At 62.4% G+C, this 19,493-nt stretch carries 16 protein-coding genes; all 16 read right to left on the bottom strand.

Annotated elements, in window-relative coordinates:
- Window positions 1–24: 24 nt before the first annotated feature.
- Entirely contained in the window at window positions 25–3,537 is a 3,513-nt protein-coding gene (gene dnaE / locus AOC05_RS04775; protein ID WP_062006089.1) for a DNA polymerase III subunit alpha, read from the bottom strand.
- Between the two features lie 184 nt (window positions 3,538–3,721).
- Window positions 3,722–4,645, bottom strand: a complete 924-nt coding sequence (locus tag AOC05_RS04770; RefSeq protein ID WP_062006087.1) for an RluA family pseudouridine synthase — start codon at window positions 4,643–4,645, stop codon at window positions 3,722–3,724.
- On the bottom strand, window positions 4,638–5,252 hold the full coding sequence (lspA, locus tag AOC05_RS04765) for a signal peptidase II (RefSeq protein ID WP_082357775.1): 615 nt from the start codon (window positions 5,250–5,252) through the stop codon (window positions 4,638–4,640). The genes AOC05_RS04770 and lspA overlap by 8 nt, the downstream gene beginning before the upstream one ends.
- Before the next feature lie 114 nt (window positions 5,253–5,366).
- Window positions 5,367–6,038, bottom strand: coding sequence for a DivIVA domain-containing protein (locus tag AOC05_RS04760; RefSeq protein WP_062006085.1), 672 nt, complete (start codon window positions 6,036–6,038; stop codon window positions 5,367–5,369).
- 145 nt (window positions 6,039–6,183) lie between these two features.
- The gene (locus AOC05_RS04755) at window positions 6,184–6,486 is read right to left on the bottom strand and encodes a YggT family protein (RefSeq protein ID WP_395939519.1); all 303 of its coding nucleotides are present in this window, start codon (window positions 6,484–6,486) and stop codon (window positions 6,184–6,186) included.
- A 143-nt stretch (window positions 6,487–6,629) separates the two neighbouring features.
- On the bottom strand, window positions 6,630–7,151 hold the full coding sequence (locus tag AOC05_RS04750; protein ID WP_062006084.1) for a cell division protein SepF: 522 nt from the start codon (window positions 7,149–7,151) through the stop codon (window positions 6,630–6,632).
- A 74-nt stretch (window positions 7,152–7,225) separates the two neighbouring features.
- Window positions 7,226–7,978 (bottom strand): YggS family pyridoxal phosphate-dependent enzyme, encoded by a 753-nt coding sequence (locus tag AOC05_RS04745; RefSeq protein ID WP_062006082.1) that lies wholly within the window; start codon window positions 7,976–7,978, stop codon window positions 7,226–7,228.
- Window positions 7,979–8,008: 30 nt separating this feature from the next.
- On the bottom strand, window positions 8,009–8,725 hold the full coding sequence (locus tag AOC05_RS04740; protein WP_230085587.1) for a polyphenol oxidase family protein: 717 nt from the start codon (window positions 8,723–8,725) through the stop codon (window positions 8,009–8,011).
- Window positions 8,726–8,790: 65 nt separating this feature from the next.
- Window positions 8,791–9,966, bottom strand: a complete 1,176-nt coding sequence (ftsZ, locus tag AOC05_RS04735; RefSeq protein WP_062006078.1) for a cell division protein FtsZ — start codon at window positions 9,964–9,966, stop codon at window positions 8,791–8,793.
- A gap of 237 nt (window positions 9,967–10,203) precedes the next feature.
- The gene (locus AOC05_RS04730) at window positions 10,204–11,466 is read right to left on the bottom strand and encodes a cell division protein FtsQ/DivIB (RefSeq protein ID WP_062006076.1); all 1,263 of its coding nucleotides are present in this window, start codon (window positions 11,464–11,466) and stop codon (window positions 10,204–10,206) included.
- The gene (gene murC, locus AOC05_RS04725; RefSeq protein ID WP_082357774.1) at window positions 11,459–12,964 is read right to left on the bottom strand and encodes a UDP-N-acetylmuramate--L-alanine ligase; all 1,506 of its coding nucleotides are present in this window, start codon (window positions 12,962–12,964) and stop codon (window positions 11,459–11,461) included. Before murC ends, AOC05_RS04730 begins: the two co-directional genes overlap by 8 nt.
- Complete coding sequence (gene murG, locus AOC05_RS04720; protein WP_062006073.1) at window positions 12,961–14,082, bottom strand: undecaprenyldiphospho-muramoylpentapeptide beta-N-acetylglucosaminyltransferase; 1,122 nt, start codon at window positions 14,080–14,082, stop codon at window positions 12,961–12,963. The genes murC and murG overlap by 4 nt, the downstream gene beginning before the upstream one ends.
- Entirely contained in the window at window positions 14,079–15,329 is a 1,251-nt protein-coding gene (ftsW, locus tag AOC05_RS04715) for a putative lipid II flippase FtsW (RefSeq protein WP_062006072.1), read from the bottom strand. Before ftsW ends, murG begins: the two co-directional genes overlap by 4 nt.
- A complete protein-coding gene (gene murD / locus AOC05_RS04710; RefSeq protein WP_395939518.1) occupies window positions 15,329–16,876 on the bottom strand; it encodes a UDP-N-acetylmuramoyl-L-alanine--D-glutamate ligase in 1,548 nt (515 codons plus the stop codon). Before murD ends, ftsW begins: the two co-directional genes overlap by 1 nt.
- Window positions 16,873–17,985 carry a phospho-N-acetylmuramoyl-pentapeptide-transferase gene (gene mraY / locus AOC05_RS04705; protein WP_062006070.1) on the bottom strand — a complete coding sequence of 371 codons (1,113 nt, stop codon included), beginning with the start codon at window positions 17,983–17,985 and terminating at the stop codon, window positions 16,873–16,875. Before mraY ends, murD begins: the two co-directional genes overlap by 4 nt.
- The gene (locus AOC05_RS04700) at window positions 17,982–19,493 is read right to left on the bottom strand and encodes a UDP-N-acetylmuramoyl-tripeptide--D-alanyl-D-alanine ligase (protein ID WP_062006069.1); all 1,512 of its coding nucleotides are present in this window, start codon (window positions 19,491–19,493) and stop codon (window positions 17,982–17,984) included. The genes mraY and AOC05_RS04700 overlap by 4 nt, the downstream gene beginning before the upstream one ends.

Genomic DNA, 19,493 nt, shown 5'->3' with positions numbered 1-19,493 from the left:
GCGTACGCCGGGCCAGCAACGCACTCAGCCCTCAAGACATGTGGGCCCGAGCAGGACTTTCAGGTCACCAAAAAGGGCAGGCGTCGGGTTCACCCTGTGGTGCAGCGGCAGTTTCATCACCTTCACATTTCGGGTCCCGCTCAGGTGCATTTTGACTTCCGTGTTGCCGCGGTGGGTGCCCAGCACGTCCCTGAGAGCAAGGAGCACCGGTTCGGTGGCCTTGTGCTCTGGCATATGGATCACCAGGGGGCCCGCCAGCCCTTCGCTGAGATCGGGGACGGAGAGTTCCATGGCGTTGAGGGTGATGGCGCCGTCGTCGCGCTTTTGCAGGCGCCCCTTGACCACCACGATCAAGTCCTCGGCCAGGACGTTGGCGATCGGTCCGTAAACCTGGCCGAAGAACATGACCTCTACGGAGCCGCCAAGGTCCTCCACCTCGCAGCGGGCGTAGGGGTTTCCGCTGCTCTTGGCTATGCGCCGTTGCAGGCTGGTGATCATCCCCGAGATGGTGATGATGTGGCCGTCCGAAGGTCCGTCGTCGGAGAGTAATTGGGTGATGGACATGTCGGCGTTTTGGCTCAGGATCCCTTCCAGGCCCTGCAGCGGGTGGTCCGAGACGTACAAGCCAAGCATGTCCCGTTCAAAGGCCAGCTTGTCCTTCTTCTCCCACTCCGGCAGATCGGGGATCTCGGTGATCAGCGCCGAGTCGGGCTCGGCGTCGTCCGCGCCCAAACCGGCAAACAAGTCAAACTGGCCCACCGCCTCATTACGTTTGAGCGTGATGACGGAGTCGATGGCTTCTTCGTGAATCATGGCCAGGGCGCGCCGGGCGTGGCCCAGCGAATCGAAGGCCCCCGCCTTGACCAGGGATTCAATGGTGCGCTTGTTGCACACCACCGCAGGAACCTTCATCAGGAAGTCAGAGAAATTCTCAAAGTTGCCCTTTTCCGTACGCGATTCCACCAGCGCGTTGACCACGTTGGAGCCAACGTTGCGGATGGCGCCCATGCCAAAACGGATGTCTCTGCCGACCGGGGTGAAGTTCAGTGAGGATTCGTTCACATCCGGGGCCAGCACGGTGATGCCCATGCGGCGGCACTCGTTCAGGTACAGGGCCGACTTGTCCTTGTCATCACCGACCGACGTCAACAAGGCCGCCATGTACTCGGCCGGATGGTGCGCCTTCAGGTAAGCGGTCCAGTAGCTGATGACACCATAAGCGGCCGAGTGGGCCTTGTTGAAGGCGTAATCGGAGAAGGGCAGCAAGATCGCCCACAAGGTGGTGACGGCGGCGTCTGAGTAGCCGTTGTCGATCATTCCCTGGTGGAAGCCCTCGTACTGTTTGTCCAGCTCTGACTTCTTCTTCTTGCCCATGGCGCGGCGCAGGATGTCAGCGCGGCCCAGCGAATAGCCTGCCAGTTTCTGCGCAATGGACATCACCTGCTCCTGGTACACGATCAGCCCGTAAGTGCCACCGAGAATCTCCGCGAGCGGCTCCTCCAGCTCAGGGTGGATCGGGGTGATCGGTTGGAGCCCATTTTTACGCAGCGCATAGTTGGTGTGCGAGTCGGCGCCCATGGGACCGGGCCGGTACAGGGCAAGGACGGCGGAGATGTCTTCAAAGTTGTCAGGGCGCATGAGCTTGAGCAGCCCGCGCATGGGACCGCCGTCGAGCTGAAAAACCCCTAGCGTGTCTCCGCGGGCCATGAGCTCGTAGGAAGGTGCGTCGTCGTACTCCAAACTCTCAAGGTCAAGCTCGAAGCCCTTGTTGGCCTTGATGTTCTCCAAGGCGTCGGTGATGATCGTGAGGTTGCGCAACCCCAAAAAGTCCATCTTGATCAGGCCGAGGCCTTCACTGGTGGGGTAGTCAAATTGTGTGATGACCTGGCCGTCTTGGATGCGCCGCATGATCGGGATGACATCGATGATGGGATCCGAGCTCATGATCACACCGGCGGCATGCACGCCCCACTGGCGCTTGAGCCCCTCCAAACCCTTGGAGAGCTCAAAGACCTTGGCAGCCTCGGGGTCGCTGAGCAACAGCGCACGGAAATCCCCGGCCTCGCCGTAGCGCTTGGCTTTCGGGTTTTCAATGTCGGCGAGCAGGATGTCCTTGGCCATGACGGCCGGCGGCAACGCCTTGGTGAGTGTCTCGCCCATGCTGAAGGGGTGGCCCAGGACGCGGGAGGCGTCTTTCAGTGCCTGCTTGGTCTTGATGGAACCGTAGGTGACAATCATGGCGACCCGCTCGTCGCCGTACTTTTCTGTCACATACTTGATGACCTCATGGCGGCGCCGATCATCGAAGTCAACGTCAAAGTCGGGCATGGAGACGCGTTCGGGGTTCAGGAAGCGCTCAAAGATCAGCCCGTGGCGGATGGGGTCAAGGTCGGTGATGCGCATGGCGTAAGCCACCATGGAGCCCGCACCGGAGCCACGCCCCGGGCCAACACGGATGCCGTTGTCCTTGGACCAGTTGATGAAGTCGGCCACTACCAAGAAGTAGCCCGGGAAGCCCATATTGATGATGACGCCGAGCTCGTAGTCGGCCCGTTCCCGGACGTTATCGGGGATGCCGCCGGGATAGCGGAACTTCAGCCCGGTGTCGACCTCCTTGACCAGCCAGGAGTTCTCATCCTCACCCGGGGGGCACGGGAACTTGGGCATGTAGTTAGCGTTGGTATTAAAGGACACGTCGCAGCGTTCGGCTATCAACAAGGTGTTGTCGCACGCTTCCGGGAGCTCGGAAAAAAGCTGGCGCATTTCCGCCGGGGATTTCAGGTAGTAGCCGCTGCCGCTGAAGGCAAACCGCTTGCCACCCTCGTCATAGGTGGGTTCGGTTAGGGTTGAGCCCGATTGCAGGGCCAGTAGCGCCTCATGGGCCTTGGCGTCATGCTCGTGCGTGTAGTGCAGGTCGTTAGTGGCAACCAGGGGAATCCCCAGCTCCCTAGCCAGCTTCAGCAGGTCCTTGGTGACCCTGCGTTCAATGTCGAGCCCGTGGTCCATGAGCTCGCAGAAGTAGTTTTCTTTTCCGAAGATGTCCTGGAACTCCGACGCGGCAGCCTTCGCCTCGTTGTACTGGCCCAGGCGAAGCCTGGTCTGCACCTCACCGGACGGGCAGCCGGTGGTGGCGATCAGACCGGGGTGGTATTCGTTGAGCAGTTCCCGGTCAAGGCGCGGGTACTTGCCCATGGGCGAATCCAGGGAGCCGAGCGAGGAGGCCCTGAACAGGTTCCGCATGCCCTGGTTGTTATAGCTGAGCAGCGTCATATGCGTGTAAAAGCCACCGCCTGAGACGTCGTCCCTGCGCTGGCTCTCATCCGTGCGCCACTTCACACGGGATTTGTCCGTCCGGGCAGTGCCGGGGGTGACATAAGCCTCGACGCCGATGATCGGTTTCACACCGGCGTCGGTGGCCTTCTGCCAAAAGTCAAAGGCCCCGAACAGGTACCCGTGGTCGGTGGTGGCCAAAGCCGGCATGCCCAGGCGGTTGGTCTCCTCGAAAAGCTCCGTCAGGCGCGCAGCACCGTCCAGCATGGAGTATTCGGTGTGCGTGTGAAGATGGACAAAACTGTCAGTCGATGAGCTAGCCACCGAACCATTCTACGTGCCAAAGCCTGAGTGCCACCCAACGGCTGGCAGCGAACGTACGGCAGTTGTTGGTGTTCGGCGCAAACATCAACAACTGCTGTACGTTCGACGCGCGGAACCAACCGCCGCCTTAGTGTCCGTCGCGCAGGTGGTCCAGGGCATAGTTCAAATCCTGCGGGTACGGGCTGGTGGCTTCAACCCACTCCCCCGAGGATGGATGTGTGAATCCTAGGGTTTGGGCGTGCAGCCACTGCCGTGTCAGGCCAAGTTCAGCCGCAAGGCGGGGATCGGCACCGTAGGTGAGGTCGCCAACGCAGGGGTGGCGCAGGGCCGAGAAGTGGACACGGATTTGGTGCGTCCGCCCTGTTTCCAGGTGGACTTCCACCAGGGAGGCCTTGCCGAACGCTTCCAGGACCTCGTAGTGGGTGATGGAGGGCCGCCCGCCCTCAATGACGGCGAATCGCCAGTCGTGCCCCGGGTGCCTGCCAATGGGCGCGTCGATCGTGCCTGTCAACGGGTCAGGAAGCCCCTGGATCATGGCGTGGTACACCTTTTTCACGGTGCGTTCCCTGAACGCCTGCTTCAACACCGTATAAGCGTGCTCGGTCTTGGCAACCACCATGGCGCCCGAGGTACCCACATCGAGGCGGTGGACAATGCCAACCCGCTCCGGGGCTCCCGAGGTTGAGATGCGAAATCCTGCGGCAGCAAGTCCCCCCACCACGGTGGGACCCACCCAGCCCGGTGACGGATGGGCGGCCACGCCAACCGGCTTGTCAACCACCACAAAGTCGTCGTCGTCGAGCAGGATATCTAGGCCCTCCACCGGCTCGATGACAACGGTGAGCGGGTTTGTGCGTTCCGGAACCGTCACCTGGACACTGGCCCCCAGCTTGAACTTGTCCGACTTGCCCACGGCCGTACCGTTTTGCAGCACGTTGCCCTCGGAGCAGAGTAGAGCGGCGCTGGCCCGGGAAATGCCCAGCAGAGCCGCCAGTGCCGCATCCACGCGCGCACCGGCGGCTTCCTCGGGAACGGTGAATGTTTCAGTCATTGTCTGTACCAGTTTCAGGGTTGATCTCAACAGCGGGTGTGTCCACGGCCATGTTTTTTTTGCCGTTCATGGGCACTCCGACGAGGGTCAGTATGCAGATGGTGATGACGCCGCCCACCACACCCATGTCCGCCATGTTGAAAATGGCGAAGTTGGGGAAGGAGATGAAGTCAACCACATGTCCCATGCCGAACGACGGCGGTCGGAACAGCCTGTCGGTGAGGTTGCCCAGGGCGCCACCGAGCAGCAGGCCCATTCCGATGGCCCACCAGACGGAGCCGATTCGGCGGGCGATCAACACAATGAACACCGAAACGGCTGCCATGATGAGCGTGAAGAACCAGGTGAAATTCTCGCCGATGGAGAATGCAGCACCGGGGTTCCGGATGAAATACCACTGCAGGATCCCGTCAATGACCGGGGTCTTTTGCCCCTCTACCATGGTGGAGGTGACCCAGAACTTGGTCAGTTGATCACAGATATAGGCCAATGCGGCGAACCCGGCGAAAATCATGACGAAGGTCCAGCGCCGAGACGAGGCTCCGGCGTCGACCATTGTAACGTCGGGCGGAGTTGCGGCAGGATCCTGCATAGATTCGTCGCTCATAACACTTTCATCTTTGGTGAAGGTCTTCAGATGCCCGACATGGGCGGACACCGTCGTTAACAACAAAGGTCGGCGGCGCGGGAATCCCCACACCGCCTACCCCGGTTCTGGTCCTTAAGACTCGGAACTGCCTTCCGAGAAATCAGGAGCCGCTACGGAACCGCGGGCATCCAGATCACGCAACTGGCCCTCGATGTACGTCTTCAAACGTGACCGGTAGTCCCGCTCAAAGCCGCGCAACTGCTCGACCTTACGCTCAAGCACCGAACGCTGCTGCTCCAGGGCACCAAGCGTCTTGCGGCTCTTCTCCTGAGCATCGTTGACCAAGGTGCTGGCCTCGATCTGAGCTTCAGCAATGATCTTGTCACGCTGTTCCACACCGGCATTGACATACTCGTCATGCAGTCTCTGTGCCATGGCGAGAACGCCGGCAGCAGATTCAACACCCGTCACACTGGCAGCCGGGGCCGGGGCAGCAGCTGCCTCAACCACCGGAGCAGCCTCTACAACGGGCTCTGCAACGACAGGCTGCACGGGGGCAACTTGTACCGGCTCTTCAACTTCGGGAGCCTTGGCAAGCAATGGCGAAGCCGCTGTGACAGCTGCACCGCCATTGGCTGCATTTTCTGCAAGCTTCTTGCGCAGGTCATCATTTTCCTGATGCAGTCTGCGCAGTTCAACGACGATCTCGTCAAGAAAGTCGTCGACTTCGTCCTGGTCGTAGCCTTCACGAAATTTCGTCGGCTGGAACCGCTTGTTGACAACGTCTTCTGGCGTAAGCGCCATCTAGTCACCTCATTGGTCGTGGCGAGTTCGGAATCGGCCTAAGCCCTTCCAAACTACGGTACCGAATACAAATCTAACGATCTGCACTTAGGTTCTATCGCTTTTACAATATAACTTTTCGCCGTTGAAAACTAACGGCACAAGCCTAAACTGCCAAATTCCTTGTGACACTCATCCCAATGCCCACTGCCACGAGCAACAACAAGAAGCCAATGTCCAGTGCCACGTTGCCGATTCGCAGCGGGGGGATCAGTGCCCGAAGCTTGCGCAGCGGCGGGTCGGTGAGCCGGTAAATGAAGGATGCGGCCACCAAAGCGGCACCTCGCGGACGCCAATCCCGGGAGAAAACCTGAATCCAGTCAAAGACCAGACGGATCATGAGCGTGAGGAAGTACAGCAGGAGCAGCAGATAGAGCAGTCCAAAAACTATTGGCACGGACGTGTTCACATTCCCTAGACGATGGCTGGAGCAGGAGTCAAGAACTCAAGCTGTATTAACAATAACGGCTTTTACGCCGGTACCGTATATAACGCATTGCCCGGGCACAAAGTGCCCGGGCAATGTATCTTTACGCAAAGAAATGAGAGTTTTTAGCTCTGGTTGAAGAAGCTGGCCTGCGTATCGGAGAGCTTCTTGTCATCTCCGAGAACCTCGATGTAGGACGGCGAAAGCAGGAAGACTTTGTTGGTCACACGTTCTATGGAGCCGCGCAGTCCAAAGACAAGCCCCGCGGAGAAGTCAACGAGTCGCTTAGCGTCTGCCTCTCCCATGTCCGTGACATTCATGATGACGGGGATGCCATCGCGGAAGCTTTCGCCAATGATTTTGGCGTCATTGTAGGAGCGGGGGTGAACAGTTGTAATTTGACGCAAGCTTGCAGCCTCTTCCCGATTCGATGCGGCACGCTTGATGGGTGTCACCGGTGCCCGGTATTCTTCGTCGCCTGCTTTCGGCGTTGCAGGTTCTGCGGACGGCGCCGGTACGGCATCCCTGTCGTAGTCAACAGCGGAATCTTCGCTCTTGTGAACGCTTGGGGCCTGTTCGGCGTCGTAGTGCTCGTCGCCATCGGCGAGCCCAAGATAGATCATTGTCTTGCGCAGAGCACCAGCCATGGTTAGCTCCTCATTAGTCTGCTTTTGCGGGTGGGAAGTGCGGGGCGTGCATGTTGTTGCCAACAGCTAAAACGCTACCCCACACCAGGACGCGGGCCGAGTATATCGGAACCGACACGCAGGTGTGTCGCACCGGCGTCGATCGCTTGCTCCAAGTCCTGGCTCATGCCAGCAGAGATTCCAACAGCGTGTGGGTGCTGGCGGACTAGGTCGGAGGAAATGCCTGCCAATAGTTCAAAGGCCGCACCGGCGTCCACACCCAACGGGGCAACGGCCATGACGCCGGCTAGTTCCAGCCCCGCCGTGGCCGCCACAAGGTCGGCCAGGTGCAGGACTTGTGCAGGTGCTGCCCCGCCACGGCCGCTCGGGCCAGCTCCCGTGTCCGGCGCCCCATCCGTCGACGTCCCGGAAAGGTCTACCTGAATGAAGCACTCCAAGGCCGCGCGGCCGTCGTGCTCCTGCTGGGCCGACATGGCCTTGTCCAGAGCACCAATGACCGACGCCCTGTCTAGGGAATGCACCGAGTGGGCGTATTGCACCACCGACTTGGCCTTGTTCGTTTGGAGTTGGCCGATGAAGTGCCAGCGTAGCGAGTCGTCGGCAACGTCCAGGGCCTTGGCTGCCGCCTCTTGATCACGGTTCTCCCCGACGTCCCTGACCCCGAGTGCCCGCAGCCGTTGAACGTCAAGCGCCGGGTGGAATTTCGTGACGACTATCAGGGTGGGCGTGCGCACGCGGCCCGCCGCCGCGGTGGCACGGTCGATGCGCGCGGTGACCTGCTCGAGGTTGTGTGCCAGTGCAAGGGCGCGGGCGTCCGGAGCGTTCATCAGTTTTTTATCCTTTGTGGCTAGCGGGTGTCAAAGAGGCTGCGGAGCGCCGTTGCGGGCCATCACCGCGAACCCCACAAACCGCCCCTCGGTTTCGCCGTCCCTGACGGCACGGCGGTGCGAGAAGAACCCAAGGTGTTCCAGGGTGCACACGCCCATGACGCGAACAGGCACCTCAAGGGCACCTAATTGGGCGACGACGGCGGCCGGCAGGTCCAGCGCCGGGGTCCCCCATGCGGTGGTGGAGTAGGCTGCCGGCTCCACGGCTGCCACAGCCGTACGCATGGCCTCTGGCACCTCGTAGCAGCGCCCACAGACGCTGGGCCCCACCCAGGCATGCAGCGTTACGGCGCCTGCGGCCCGCAGCTCCCCGACGGTGGCTTGGACAATTCCGGATTCCACCCCGGGGCGCCCGGCATGGGCCACCCCCAGCACAGGGCTCCCGTCCGCACAGGTGCCGGCAAGGACCACGGGAACACAGTCGGCCACCATCACCGCAAGACTGGCTGAGTGGGTCACCAGCGCGTCCGCCGTGGGGACCATGACCGCAGGTGGCGGTTCGGTGGCCTCTACTAGCGCCACTTGGTTCCCGTGCACCTGATCCATGTAGCGCAGGTGCAGCGGCACGGTGGAGGCTGTCAACGCGGTGACGTGCGCATCTAGGGCTTGACGCCGGGCGGTGACAGGGACGGGGTCATCCCCAACATGAAAGGCCAGGTTGCCGACACCGGAGTCGGTGAAACCCACCCATAGTCCTGGGTGGACTTCTTCACAAAACCACAGCACAACGCAACCTGGCCAATCTTTGGGGCTTACTTGAGGAAGTCGGGCACATCCAGATCGTCGGCACGGTGACCGGTGAGATCTGGCTCCACGATGGCAGGCAGTTCAACGTCGAAACCGCCGTCGTTAGGCACGTGGGAGGTGGACTGCTGGCCCCACTGGTTCAGATTCGTCACCGTTGCGCCCGAGGAGGGCACAGCGGCCGGAACTGGAGGAGCTACGGGCGTTGCCGCATTCTCCTTGGATTCGGCGGCGGTGTCGGGAGTATCGAAGCCTGCGGCGATGACAGTGACACGGACCTCGTCGCCCAGGGCGTCGTCAATGACGGCACCGAAGATGATATTCGCCTCGGGGTGGGCAACTTCTTGCACCAGACGGGCGGCCTCGTTGATTTCAAACAACCCAAGGTCGGAGCCACCCTGGATGGACAGCAGCACTCCATGGGCGCCGTCAATCGAGGCTTCCAGCAACGGGGAGGCGATGGCCAGTTCCGCAGCCTTCACGGCGCGGTCCTCACCACGGGCCGAACCAATGCCCATCAGGGCGGAGCCGGCACCCTGCATCACTGACTTCACATCGGCAAAGTCGAGGTTGATCAGGCCGGGGGTGGTGATGAGGTCAGTGATGCCCTGGACACCAGACAGCAGCACCTGGTCAGCTGAACGGAACGCCTCAAGGACGGAGACGTTGCGGTCACTGATGGAAAGAAGTCGGTCGTTGGGGATCACAATCAACGTGTCCACCTCGTCACGCAGTGCCTCAATGCCACTGTCGGCACTGGTGGCGCGGCGGCGGCCCTCAAAGGTGAAAGGACGGGTGACCACACCGATGGTCAGTGCTCCGAGGGTGCGGGCGATGCGGGCAACGACGGGCGCACCACCTGTTCCTGTGCCGCCGCCTTCACCGGCTGTCACGAAGACCATGTCGGCGCCGCGAAGGACCTCTTCGATCTCGTCCTGGTGGTCTTCTGCCGCCTGGCGTCCGACGTCGGGGTTGGCTCCGGCGCCGAGGCCGCGAGTTAGTTCCCGTCCGACGTCGAGCTTGACGTCTGCGTCACTCATCAACAAGGCTTGGGCGTCAGTGTTGATGGCGATGAACTCAACGCCGCGCAAGCCCACGTCAATCATGCGGTTCACTGCATTTACGCCGCCACCGCCAATGCCGACGACCTTGATGACTGCCAAGTAGTTCTGGGGTGCTGCCACGTTAAGTGTCCCTTGTTCGTATCGTACTTCTGGGTTCTTGGGGGTGCTGCTGCTGCCGCGTGGATTCAACCGGTACTTGAACCTTGCCAGCTTAACCTTCAACTTGAAGGTTATAGTTATGTCAACTAACTCTTCTCAGTGACGTTATGGTGCATCGGAGCCGCATGCAATAACCCGGCCCGCGTGTCGAAAAGAATCCGCAAAAAAAGCCTCCCACAACCACTGCTATATCCCCCACTAGCGTGTCACAGGATGTCGGGGTGCGCTAACGTCGTACACCTTCACGGGCGCCGGCTCAGGCTTGCCAGGTGCCGCCGTCGGCGCGGGCGCCGTCAACAGGGCATCCAAAACCTGGGCCTTGAGCTCCATATCCGAGGCGTTACCCCACACAACCACCCGGCCGTCGGCAAGTTGCAGCTCGACAGCATCCGGGGAGGTGGCGCTGGCACTGGCCAGCATGCTCAGCACCGATTGAGGCAATGTCGCCAGCACCGCCGTGATGGCGACGAAGGTGTCTTTCCCGATGACCGCGGTGCCGCCGTCAATGAGTGGCACGGACACACTGGCAGGGTCGGTGGTGGCGCCGAGCTTCACCCCGTCCTGGTCCACCAAAATGAACTCGTCACCGCTCTTGAGCAGTGCCACGGGAATGCGCTCCACCACATGGATGAGCAAGGTAGATGGCGGCCGGGCCTCAATGCTCGAGCTCTTGATCTGCGGTACTTCCGCCAACATGGCCGTCACCTCCCCCTGGGTCACTTGCGGCAGGGGTTTGTTGATCAAGGGCGCGACGACCGCTTGGAGCGTGGCATCAGCCACCAGCTTCTGACCGTCAAAGGTGATGGTTTTCACGGCCAGGGCCGGCGAAAAGAGCAACACGGCCATCACCAGCGCCAACACGGTAGCCAGGCCAGCCGCGGTGAGCAGCACCCGCTTCCTGCGCCGCTTGTGCAAAGGCACGGGGAACGCCAGTATCCGGGCACCGGGCTCCTCTACTGGTTTCCTAGCGCCGCCGTCGGGAGCTCCTGGAGCTCCGTCGCGAGCGCCACCTGGAGAATCCTGGTCCGGTTTGCCTCGGGAAAAAGGCGCTTTGAAGCGACTCTTGTGGACCGGCGCGGTGGACTTGGCCCTCGTGGCCGGTTTGCCTCCGGCGGGCGACGAATTGCTGGGAGACTCGGCGTTCTCGCCTATGGCAGAGACCGACACCTTGCCACTGACTCGTTTGGTGGCAGCGGCACTCCCCGGCACTGGGGTCCCCGGTGAGGAGGTGGCATCGAGGTCCTCAGGTGTCGTGGCCTCCGGAACTAAGGCGGGACCAGGCTCTGACCCATCCCCAAAAGCCGGGGATTCACCGGCCAGCGGCGTGAGCGTGACCTTGCCGCTGGTGCTCCGGACAGTGCCGGTGCGTGCTGGATTGGTGGGGGCGGGCACCGCGGCGCCTGACGCCGGCGTTGCCCCGGGCCGGGAGCGGATGATGCGTGGGCGCCGCGGCTCAACCATGTGTGCCGCCGTCGTCAATCACGGGGCAGTCAATCACGGGCACGCCTTCGAGGGAGCCAGCGTTGAGGGGGTCCGCGTTGAGCGCCGCGACCAGGGCGGCGCCGTACTCGGTGACGTCGCCCGCCCCCACGGTCATAATGACGTCTCCGGGGCCCGCGCCGGAGACCAGCACCGCGACGGCCACGGCGGGGTCGGGGGTATACCCGATGGGCACCTGCAGCAATGCAGTGATGAGGGTACTGGTGACACCGGGAATGGGGTCTTCCCGTGCAGGGTAGACGTCCAGGACGGCGACCGTATCGGCAAGGTCCAGCGCGTGGGCGAAGTCGGCGGCGAATTCGCGGGTCCGGGAGAACAGGTGTGGCTGGAACAAGACGTGTACCTTGTGCCCGCCGGCCACCGTTCTGGCGGCCTTGAGCGCCGCCGTAACTTCGGTGGGGTGGTGTGCGTAGTCGTCAAAGACCCGCACCCCACGCCCCTCCCCCTTGGCCTCGAACCGCCGGGCGGCCCCGTTGAAAGTTCCCAGCGCCGCGAGTGCGGCAGCCGGGTCAACACCCAGCTCCAAGGCGACGGCGACGGCTGCCGCCGCATTGCTGACGTTATGGGCGCCGGGCACCTGCAGGTGCAGCGGCCAGCTGACAGCCGGTGCGCTGGCCGCTGCTGCCGGCAGCAGCACGGTGGTGTGGCTGCTCAGCCCGGCACCGGCCCCTGCCACGAGCCGGATATCGGCGGCCGGGTCGAATCCGTACGTCACCACGCGTCGCCCCGCGGCACGGGCGTTGCCGGCTAACCTAGCCGATCCGGCGTCGTCGGCGCAGGCCACCAACAGCCCGGTGGCCGGAAGCAGGGACACGAAGCCCTCAAACGAGGCAAAGACTGCCTCCGCCGTCCCATAGTGGTCCAGGTGGTCGGCTTCAAGGTTGGTAACAATGGCTATTTGTGGTTTGTAGTTCAAGAAGGACGCATCGGACTCGTCGGCCTCGGCCACAAAAACTCCGCCACGGCCGTGCGCTGCGTTGACCCCCAGGGCCTGCACCGTCCCACCCACGGCGAAGGAGGCGTCAACACCTGAGCCACGCAGCATGACCGTGATCATGGCGGTGGTGGTGGTTTTGCCATGTGTACCGGCAACAGCCACCACCACGTCGTCGGACATGGCCGCGGCGAGGGCCTGAGAGCGGTGCAGGACGCGCATGCCAGCCTGTTGTGCCGCGACGAGCTCCGGGTTCTCGGCCCGGATGGCGGTGGAGACCACCAAGGTATCTGCTGCGGCCACGTTCGCAGCTGCGTGGCCGAGGTGAACCACGGCCCCCAGCGCGGCCAACTCGTTCAGAACTGCCGAGGTCTTAGCGTCGGATCCGCTGACCGGGACGCCTTGGCTGAGCATGATCCGCGCGACGGCAGACATGCCGGCGCCACCGATTCCCACGAAGTGCACCCGCCCCAGCTCGTCCAAGGTGGGCGCCTCATAGGGTGTTGGCGTCTTCTTCCCGCTCATGCCGTGGCCTGCTTTCCACTTGCCGCAAGTATCATCTCCGCCATGCGTTGGGCGCCGTCACGAATCCCGAGTTTACTGGCCCGGGCGGACATGGCCGCCAGTTGCCCTGCATCCAGGCAGAGCGGAAGCACGTTCGCTTCTATCCACTCCGCGGTCAGGGACTCGTCGGCCACCAGCACGGCCGCATCTGCCGCCACCAGCTCGGCAGCGTTTCGGGCCTGTTCTCCGTTGCCAACTGGTAGCGGCACAAACACAGCTGGAAGCCCGACGGCGGCCACCTCGGACACCGTCCCCGCCCCTGAGCGGCACAGCAGCAGATCGGCGGCCGCGTATGCGTCCTCCATGGCATCCACATACTCAACTTGCCGGTAGAGCGGTGCCGTGAGCAATCCGCCGTCGTCCCCGGTGACCGACTTTCCGGCACCTGTGATGTGCAGGGTCTGGATGCCAGCCTCCCCCAAGGCACCCACGGCACCAGCCACTGCCTTGTTCAAGTTCAAGGCTCCCAACGAGCCGCCCGTGACGATCAGCGTGGGGCGGTTTGGGTCCAGTCCGAGGCGTTCGCGGGCACCAGCCTGCTCGGCTGCGCGGTCGAGCCCAGCCACCGCAGCACGCATCGGCATCCCCACCAGTTGGGCATGGCTGATCTTCGTCGCAGCAAACGCCGTCCCCACATAGCTGGTGTACCTGGCGCCAACTTTGTTGGCCAGGCCCGCCTTGGTGTTGGCTTCATGAATGACAATGGGCACGCCCAGCGACTTCGCGGCCAGGTACAAGGGTGTGCAGACATAGCCACCCACGCCCACAAGCACGTCGGCGTTCGCCTCACTCAGGATTTCCTTGGCGCGGGCAACAGCCCGGCGCATGCGCACCGGCAGCTTCAGGAGGTCCACTGAGGGTCGCCTAGGCATGGGGATACGCTCGATGGTGGCCAGCGCAAAACCGGCGGCCGGTACCAACCGGGTCTCCAACCCCTCTTTTGTACCCACGGCCACGATGGCAGCATCAGGGAGCTGTGCCCGAATAGCGTCGGCGATGGCCAGCAAAGGGCTGACATGTCCGGCTGAACCGCCTCCGGCAAGAACTACCGAGAGTGCCGCATTCTGTGTTTTCGTCATTGGTCTTGTTTGGCGCTTTCTGGTTCGGCGATCGGTTCAGCTCGTACGCGGGCGAAGGAGAGGACTACGCCAATGGCGGCAAGCACCACCACGAGGGCGCTGCCACCATAGGAAATCAAGGGCAGGGGGACGCCAATGACAGGCAGCAGGCCTGTCACCATGGCGATGTTCACGAAGGCCTGGCCGATGATCCAGGTCAGGATGGCACCGCACACCACCCGGGCAAAGGTGTCGTTGCGCTTCATGATGACGCGGAAAATGGCAAACGCCATGACGCCGTACAGGCCAATGATGACCAGGGTGCCCAGCAGGCCCAGTTCCTCTCCGATAATGGCGAAGATGAAGTCATTGTGCGCTTCGGGGATCCAGCTCCACTTCTGCCGGCTCTGGCCCAGGCCCACGCCGAACCAGCCGCCGGATGCCAGGGCATAGAGGCCGTTCTGGGCCTGGTCGCAAAGGCCCAGGTCTGCGCTGCAGTTTCCGAGCCATCCGGAGAGCCGAGAGGTCCTGTTGCCGCTCAACGCTGCAAGGAGCACGGCTGCGAGCAATCCGCCCAGCACCGAGGGGATCAGGACCTTCAAAGTGGCCCCACCGAAGAACAGCCCCGCTGCGACCACCGCCATGACGATCACGGCGGTACCCAGGTCATGCCCACCCAGGATCAGCCCCACCATGATAACGCCCACGGGCACCACGGGAATGATGGTGTGCCGCCAATCCTTCACCAGTTCGCCCTTCCGGGCCAGAATCACGCCCATCCACAAGGCCAGTGCAAGTTTGGCGGCCTCGGAGGGCTGGAACTGGATGGCGTTGCCGAAGCTGATCCAGTTCTTGTTGCCGCCGATTTCCACGCCTAAGGGGGTGAAGACGACCAATACCAGAAGCACACCGGAACCCATGAGGCCGGGCCAGGCGAGCTTTTTCAACCCCGACGGGCGCACAAAGGAAAGCGCCATCATCAGCACCAGGCCCATCCCGGCAAAAATGCTCTCTTTGATGAACAAATAGTAGGGGTCATCTCCGGCAGAGATGGACTCGGCCGCCGAGGCCGAGAGCACCGTCATCAAGCCGATGCTTGTCAGAGCCACGGTGGTGCCAATAATCCAGTAATAGGAGGCACCGGGGCTCCCCGCCAGGGAGTCGAGCCTGCGCCGGAAACGGTTCCAGCGGCTGGGCGCCGACAACTCGTCGTCGGTATTAACGCCCCGTTTGGCGTTCTTTCTCGATATTGCCGGCGTCTTGGCCACTATGACTCCTTATTGGCGCTCGCCCGTCGTTCCAACAGCTCCCGCACTGCGTTGATAAACGCCTGGCCGCGATGGGCATAGGAGGAGAATTGGTCCATGGATGCCGCTGCCGGCGCCATGAGAACCGTGTCCCCGTCCACGGCTACTTGGGCCGCGGCCACCACGGCCTGTGCCATGAGCGAATCCCCGAAAAGAGGGGAACCGGCTGCCCCTTCTTTGCCAGTGTGGGCCCTGCCTGTGTCGATCACCGGCACATTTGGTGCGTGTCGCCTCAGCGCACCGGCCAGTGCCGTGGTGTCCTCGCCAATCAGGACTACAGCCTTGAGCCGTTGGGCGTGGGCTTTGACCAGCCCGTCATAGTCAACGCCCTTGGACAATCCACCGGCGATCCACACCACGGGGTTGAACGCTGATAGTGATGCTCCGGCAGCGTGCGGGTTGGTGGCCTTGGAATCGTTGACCCACAGCACGCCACCGGCCTTAGCGACAGCCTGAATCCTGTGATCACCGTTTTCATAGGCTTTCAGCCCCGCACTGACGTGCTCTGCACCAAGCCCGTAGGCGCGCACCAGGGCCGCTGCTGCAGCCGCGTTGGCCACCAGGTGCCGAGGCACCAGCTCACCAATGTCGCTGATGTGGGCCAGCTCGACGGCGGAGTCCTTGCGTTCTGCGATAAAGGCCCGGTCCACAAGGGTTCCCTCCACCACACCCACCATGCTGATGGCGGGGATTCCCGTGCTGAACCCCACCGCGCGGCAACCCTCCTGCACATCGGCGTCCTGGACCATGCGTTCGGTTTCGATTTGCTCGGCGTTATAGACACAGGCGATTTTCGTGTTGGAGTAAATCTTGGCCTTGTCCGCCGCATACGCCGCGTAGCTCCCGTGCCAGTCAACGTGGTCCTCGGCCAGGTTCAGGCACACACTGGAAACGGGTTCAAGGGACTGGCACCAGTGCAGCTGGAAGGAGGAAAGCTCCACAGCGAGGACGTCGTAGCCCTGCGGGTCGCGGACCGCGTCAAGGATGGGGGTGCCGATATTACCGGCGGCAATGGCCCGCAGGCCGGCAGCCTGAAGCATCCCTTCGACCATGGTGGTGGTGGTGGTCTTGCCGTTGGTGCCGGTGATAGTGATCCACTCAGCGGTCTTTCGCCCGGCCCTGATGCGAACACGCCACGCCAGTTCAACATCCCCCCAAATGGGGATGCCTGCCTCTGCAGCGGCTGCCAGCAAGGCGTGGCTGGGCTTGTAGCCGGGGCTGGTCACCACCAGTTCAGCCTCCTCACCGTCAACCAGTGGCAGGACGGTGGAGCTTGCCGCGCCCAGGATGACGTCGGCAACACCGACAATCCTCAAGGTGTCCGCGGCGCGGCGCGCGGCGTCGTCGTCCGAGGCAGCCACCACTACCACCTTGGCCCCCAGCTCGGCCAGCGTGTCGGCGACGGAAAAACCCGTCTTGGTGATACCGGTGACAACCACGCGCAGGCCCGACCAGTCAGAATCCCAGGCGGTCAGCGAGGCCAGGCGGTTTTCAGCAGTCCGTGTCACAGTCGAACGATCCATTCAGCGTAGAAGGCGCCCAACCCGACCGCCACCATGAGCCCGGCGAGGATCCAGAACCGGACCACCACCGTCACTTCCGCCCAGCCTTTAAGTTCGAAGTGGTGTTGCAGCGGGGCCATCAAGAACACCCGTTTGCCCTTGGAGAGCTTGAAGAAGCCCACCTGGATGATGACGGACAAGGTGATCAGCACAAACAGCCCGCCAATGATGAACAGCAGGATCTCGGTGCGAGAAAGGATGGCGAAACCGGCCATGGCGCCGCCGATCGCCAGGGATCCGGTGTCACCCATGAAGATCTTCGCCGGCGCGGTGTTCCACCACAGGAACCCGATGAGAGCGGCAAACATGATGACGGCGATGAGGGACAGATCCAACGGATCGCGGACCTCGTAACACACGGCTTCGGAGGGGATTTTGCGGGAACCACAGCTCTGGCTTGTCTGCCAGACACCGATCAAGGCGTACGCGCCGAAGACAAGGATGGCAGCGCCCGTGGCCAATCCGTCCAAACCGTCGGTGAGGTTCACCCCGTTGGTGGTGCCGGCAATGATTAGGTTTGACCAGATCACAAACAGCACCACGCCCAGGCCTGCACCAGCAAACGCCAGGTTTAGCGACGGAATATCGCGAGCAAAGGAGATGAACGTGCTCGCCGGGGTCAGTCCGTTGCTATCAGGAAATCCGAGGGCCATGATGGCGAAGGCTATACCTATGACCGCCTGTCCAAGCAGTTTTCCTTTGGCGTGCAGGCCCAAGCTGCGCTGATTGGAAATTTTCAGGAAATCGTCCAGGAAGCCGACCAGGCCCTGGCCCACCATGAGGAAGATCATGAGCAGACCCGAGGCTGTGGGGCCTTCGGAGCTGGGGTTTAGCAACCAGAGGATCAAGTGCGTGATGAAGTAGGAAGCCACCACCGCGCCAACGACAATCGTCCCACCCATGGTGGGGGTGCCGCGTTTGACTTGATGCGTGGTGGGGCCGTCGTCACGGATGATCTGTCCGTACCCCTTTTTGACCAGGAACCGGATGAACAGCGGCGTCCCAATCATGGCGAAGGCCAGGGCCAAACCGGTGCCAATAAGCAAAGCGATCATGGCTGTTGGGTCCTTTCACCGGGGTTGTCTATGTGAATGTTCTGGGGCAGGCCCTTGGAAGGTAATGTTATCCGATCCCCCAGCAGCCGCAGCCCGGCGTCCCGAGAAGACTTCAGTAAAACTACGTCCCCGGGGGCAAGTTCACGCTCAAGTAACTCAAACGCCGCCTCAGTATCCAGAACAAACACTGACTCATCCCCCCAGGATCCTTCCATGACCGCACCAACATGCATGGCGCGGGCAGGAGTTCCCACCACAACCAGCCGGGAGATGTTCAGCCTAACGGCTACCCGGCCCACGGCGTCGTGCTCCAAAATTGAGGTCTCCCCTAGCTCGCGCATCTCCCCCAGCACCGCCCAGGTGCGGCGGGTGCCGCCAGCCCCAAGCTCCGCCAAGGTGCGCAACGCCGCCCGCATCGATTCCGGGTTGGCGTTGTAGGCGTCATTGATGACTGTGACACCATCGGCACGTTCGGTGCGTTCCATCCTGTACCGGCTAACGGCACCCTGGGTGTTCAACGACGCGGCGATCTGTGCCGGGTCTGCCCCTGCTGCATAAGCTGCCGTGGCGGCTGCGAGAAGATTTGTCACGTGGTGCAGGCCTAGGAGCCTGCTGTGGACAGGGTGCGCCAGGGTTTCCCCGGGGAAGGTCAGCTCAAACTCCGGCTGCCCGTCTGTGGTGCGCACATTGCGGGCCTGGACCGTGTTGGCCGTCCCTGTTCCCTGGGCGTCTGCGCTGGAGAAATACGTGATCGGCGCAGCCGTCCGGGCGGCCATGGCGCGCACCCGGGAGTCGTCGAAGTTCAGGATGGCTGTGCCATTTGCAGGCAGCGCCTGGACCAGCTCGCCCTTGGCTTCTGCAATGTTCTCGATGGAACCAAATTCGCCGGCGTGCGCGCTGCCCACGCACAGCACAACACCGATATCGGGTTTAACCAACCCGGAAAGGTAGGAGATGTGACCGATCTTTGTGGCACCCATCTCGATGATGAGGTATCTGGTGGCTTCATCGGCGCCGAAGACTGTCAACGGCACGCCCACCTCGCCGTTGTAGGAGCCTACAGGCGCCACGGTGGGGCCCAAGGGTCCCAGGATACCCGCCAAAAGGTCCTTGGTGGTGGTCTTGCCAGCGGAGCCTGTAATCCCAATAACAGTCAGGGGCGAATGGCTGCGGATGACCCTCACAACCTCTGCCGCCAACGCGCCCATCGCCAGAATCGCGTCCTCGACTATGACGGCCGGGTATGGTCCCTGGACGTGGTCGACGCGCCGTCCTGTAGTGAGCGAACGTTCAGCCAAGACCAGGACCGCTCCCCCGGCAAATGCTGCGGGGATGAAGTCGTGCCCGTCGGCGTGCTCTCCGGCCTTCGCCACGTACAGGGAGCCGGGAACACTTTCGCGGGAATCAGTGACTATCTTGGCCACATCAATTCGGATATCGGGGTCGGTGCCGGTGGAAAGCCGACCATTGCATAGCGTGGCGACCTGGGCCGCTGAAAATTCAATCAT

Source organism: Arthrobacter alpinus (assembly GCF_001294625.1).
Classification (GTDB): domain Bacteria; phylum Actinomycetota; class Actinomycetes; order Actinomycetales; family Micrococcaceae; genus Specibacter; species Specibacter alpinus_A.
Note: the sequence above shows the minus strand (reverse complement) of the source record. Positions and strands in the feature narration are given on the sequence as shown.

Bases quoted from the DNA above. Each gene is read 5' to 3' on its own strand.
- dnaE (WP_062006089.1), bottom strand. From the start codon at position 3,537: ATGCTGGACGGTGCTGCGCGCCTGACGGAGCTTTTCGAGGAGACCAAC.
- AOC05_RS04770 (WP_062006087.1), bottom strand. From the start codon at position 4,645: ATGACTGAAACATTCACCGTTCCCGAGGAAGCCGCCGGTGCGCGCGTG.
- lspA (WP_082357775.1), bottom strand. From the start codon at position 5,252: ATGAGCGACGAATCTATGCAGGATCCTGCCGCAACTCCGCCCGACGTT.
- AOC05_RS04760 (WP_062006085.1), bottom strand. From the start codon at position 6,038: ATGGCGCTTACGCCAGAAGACGTTGTCAACAAGCGGTTCCAGCCGACG.
- AOC05_RS04750 (WP_062006084.1), bottom strand. From the start codon at position 7,151: ATGGCTGGTGCTCTGCGCAAGACAATGATCTATCTTGGGCTCGCCGAT.
- AOC05_RS04745 (WP_062006082.1), bottom strand. From the start codon at position 7,978: ATGAACGCTCCGGACGCCCGCGCCCTTGCACTGGCACACAACCTCGAG.
- AOC05_RS04730 (WP_062006076.1), bottom strand. From the start codon at position 11,466: ATGGTTGAGCCGCGGCGCCCACGCATCATCCGCTCCCGGCCCGGGGCA.
- murC (WP_082357774.1), bottom strand. From the start codon at position 12,964: ATGAGCGGGAAGAAGACGCCAACACCCTATGAGGCGCCCACCTTGGAC.
- murG (WP_062006073.1), bottom strand. From the start codon at position 14,082: ATGACGAAAACACAGAATGCGGCACTCTCGGTAGTTCTTGCCGGAGGC.
- mraY (WP_062006070.1), bottom strand. From the start codon at position 17,985: ATGATCGCTTTGCTTATTGGCACCGGTTTGGCCCTGGCCTTCGCCATG.
- AOC05_RS04700 (WP_062006069.1), bottom strand. From the start codon at position 19,493: ATGATTGAATTTTCAGCGGCCCAGGTCGCCACGCTATGCAATGGTCGG.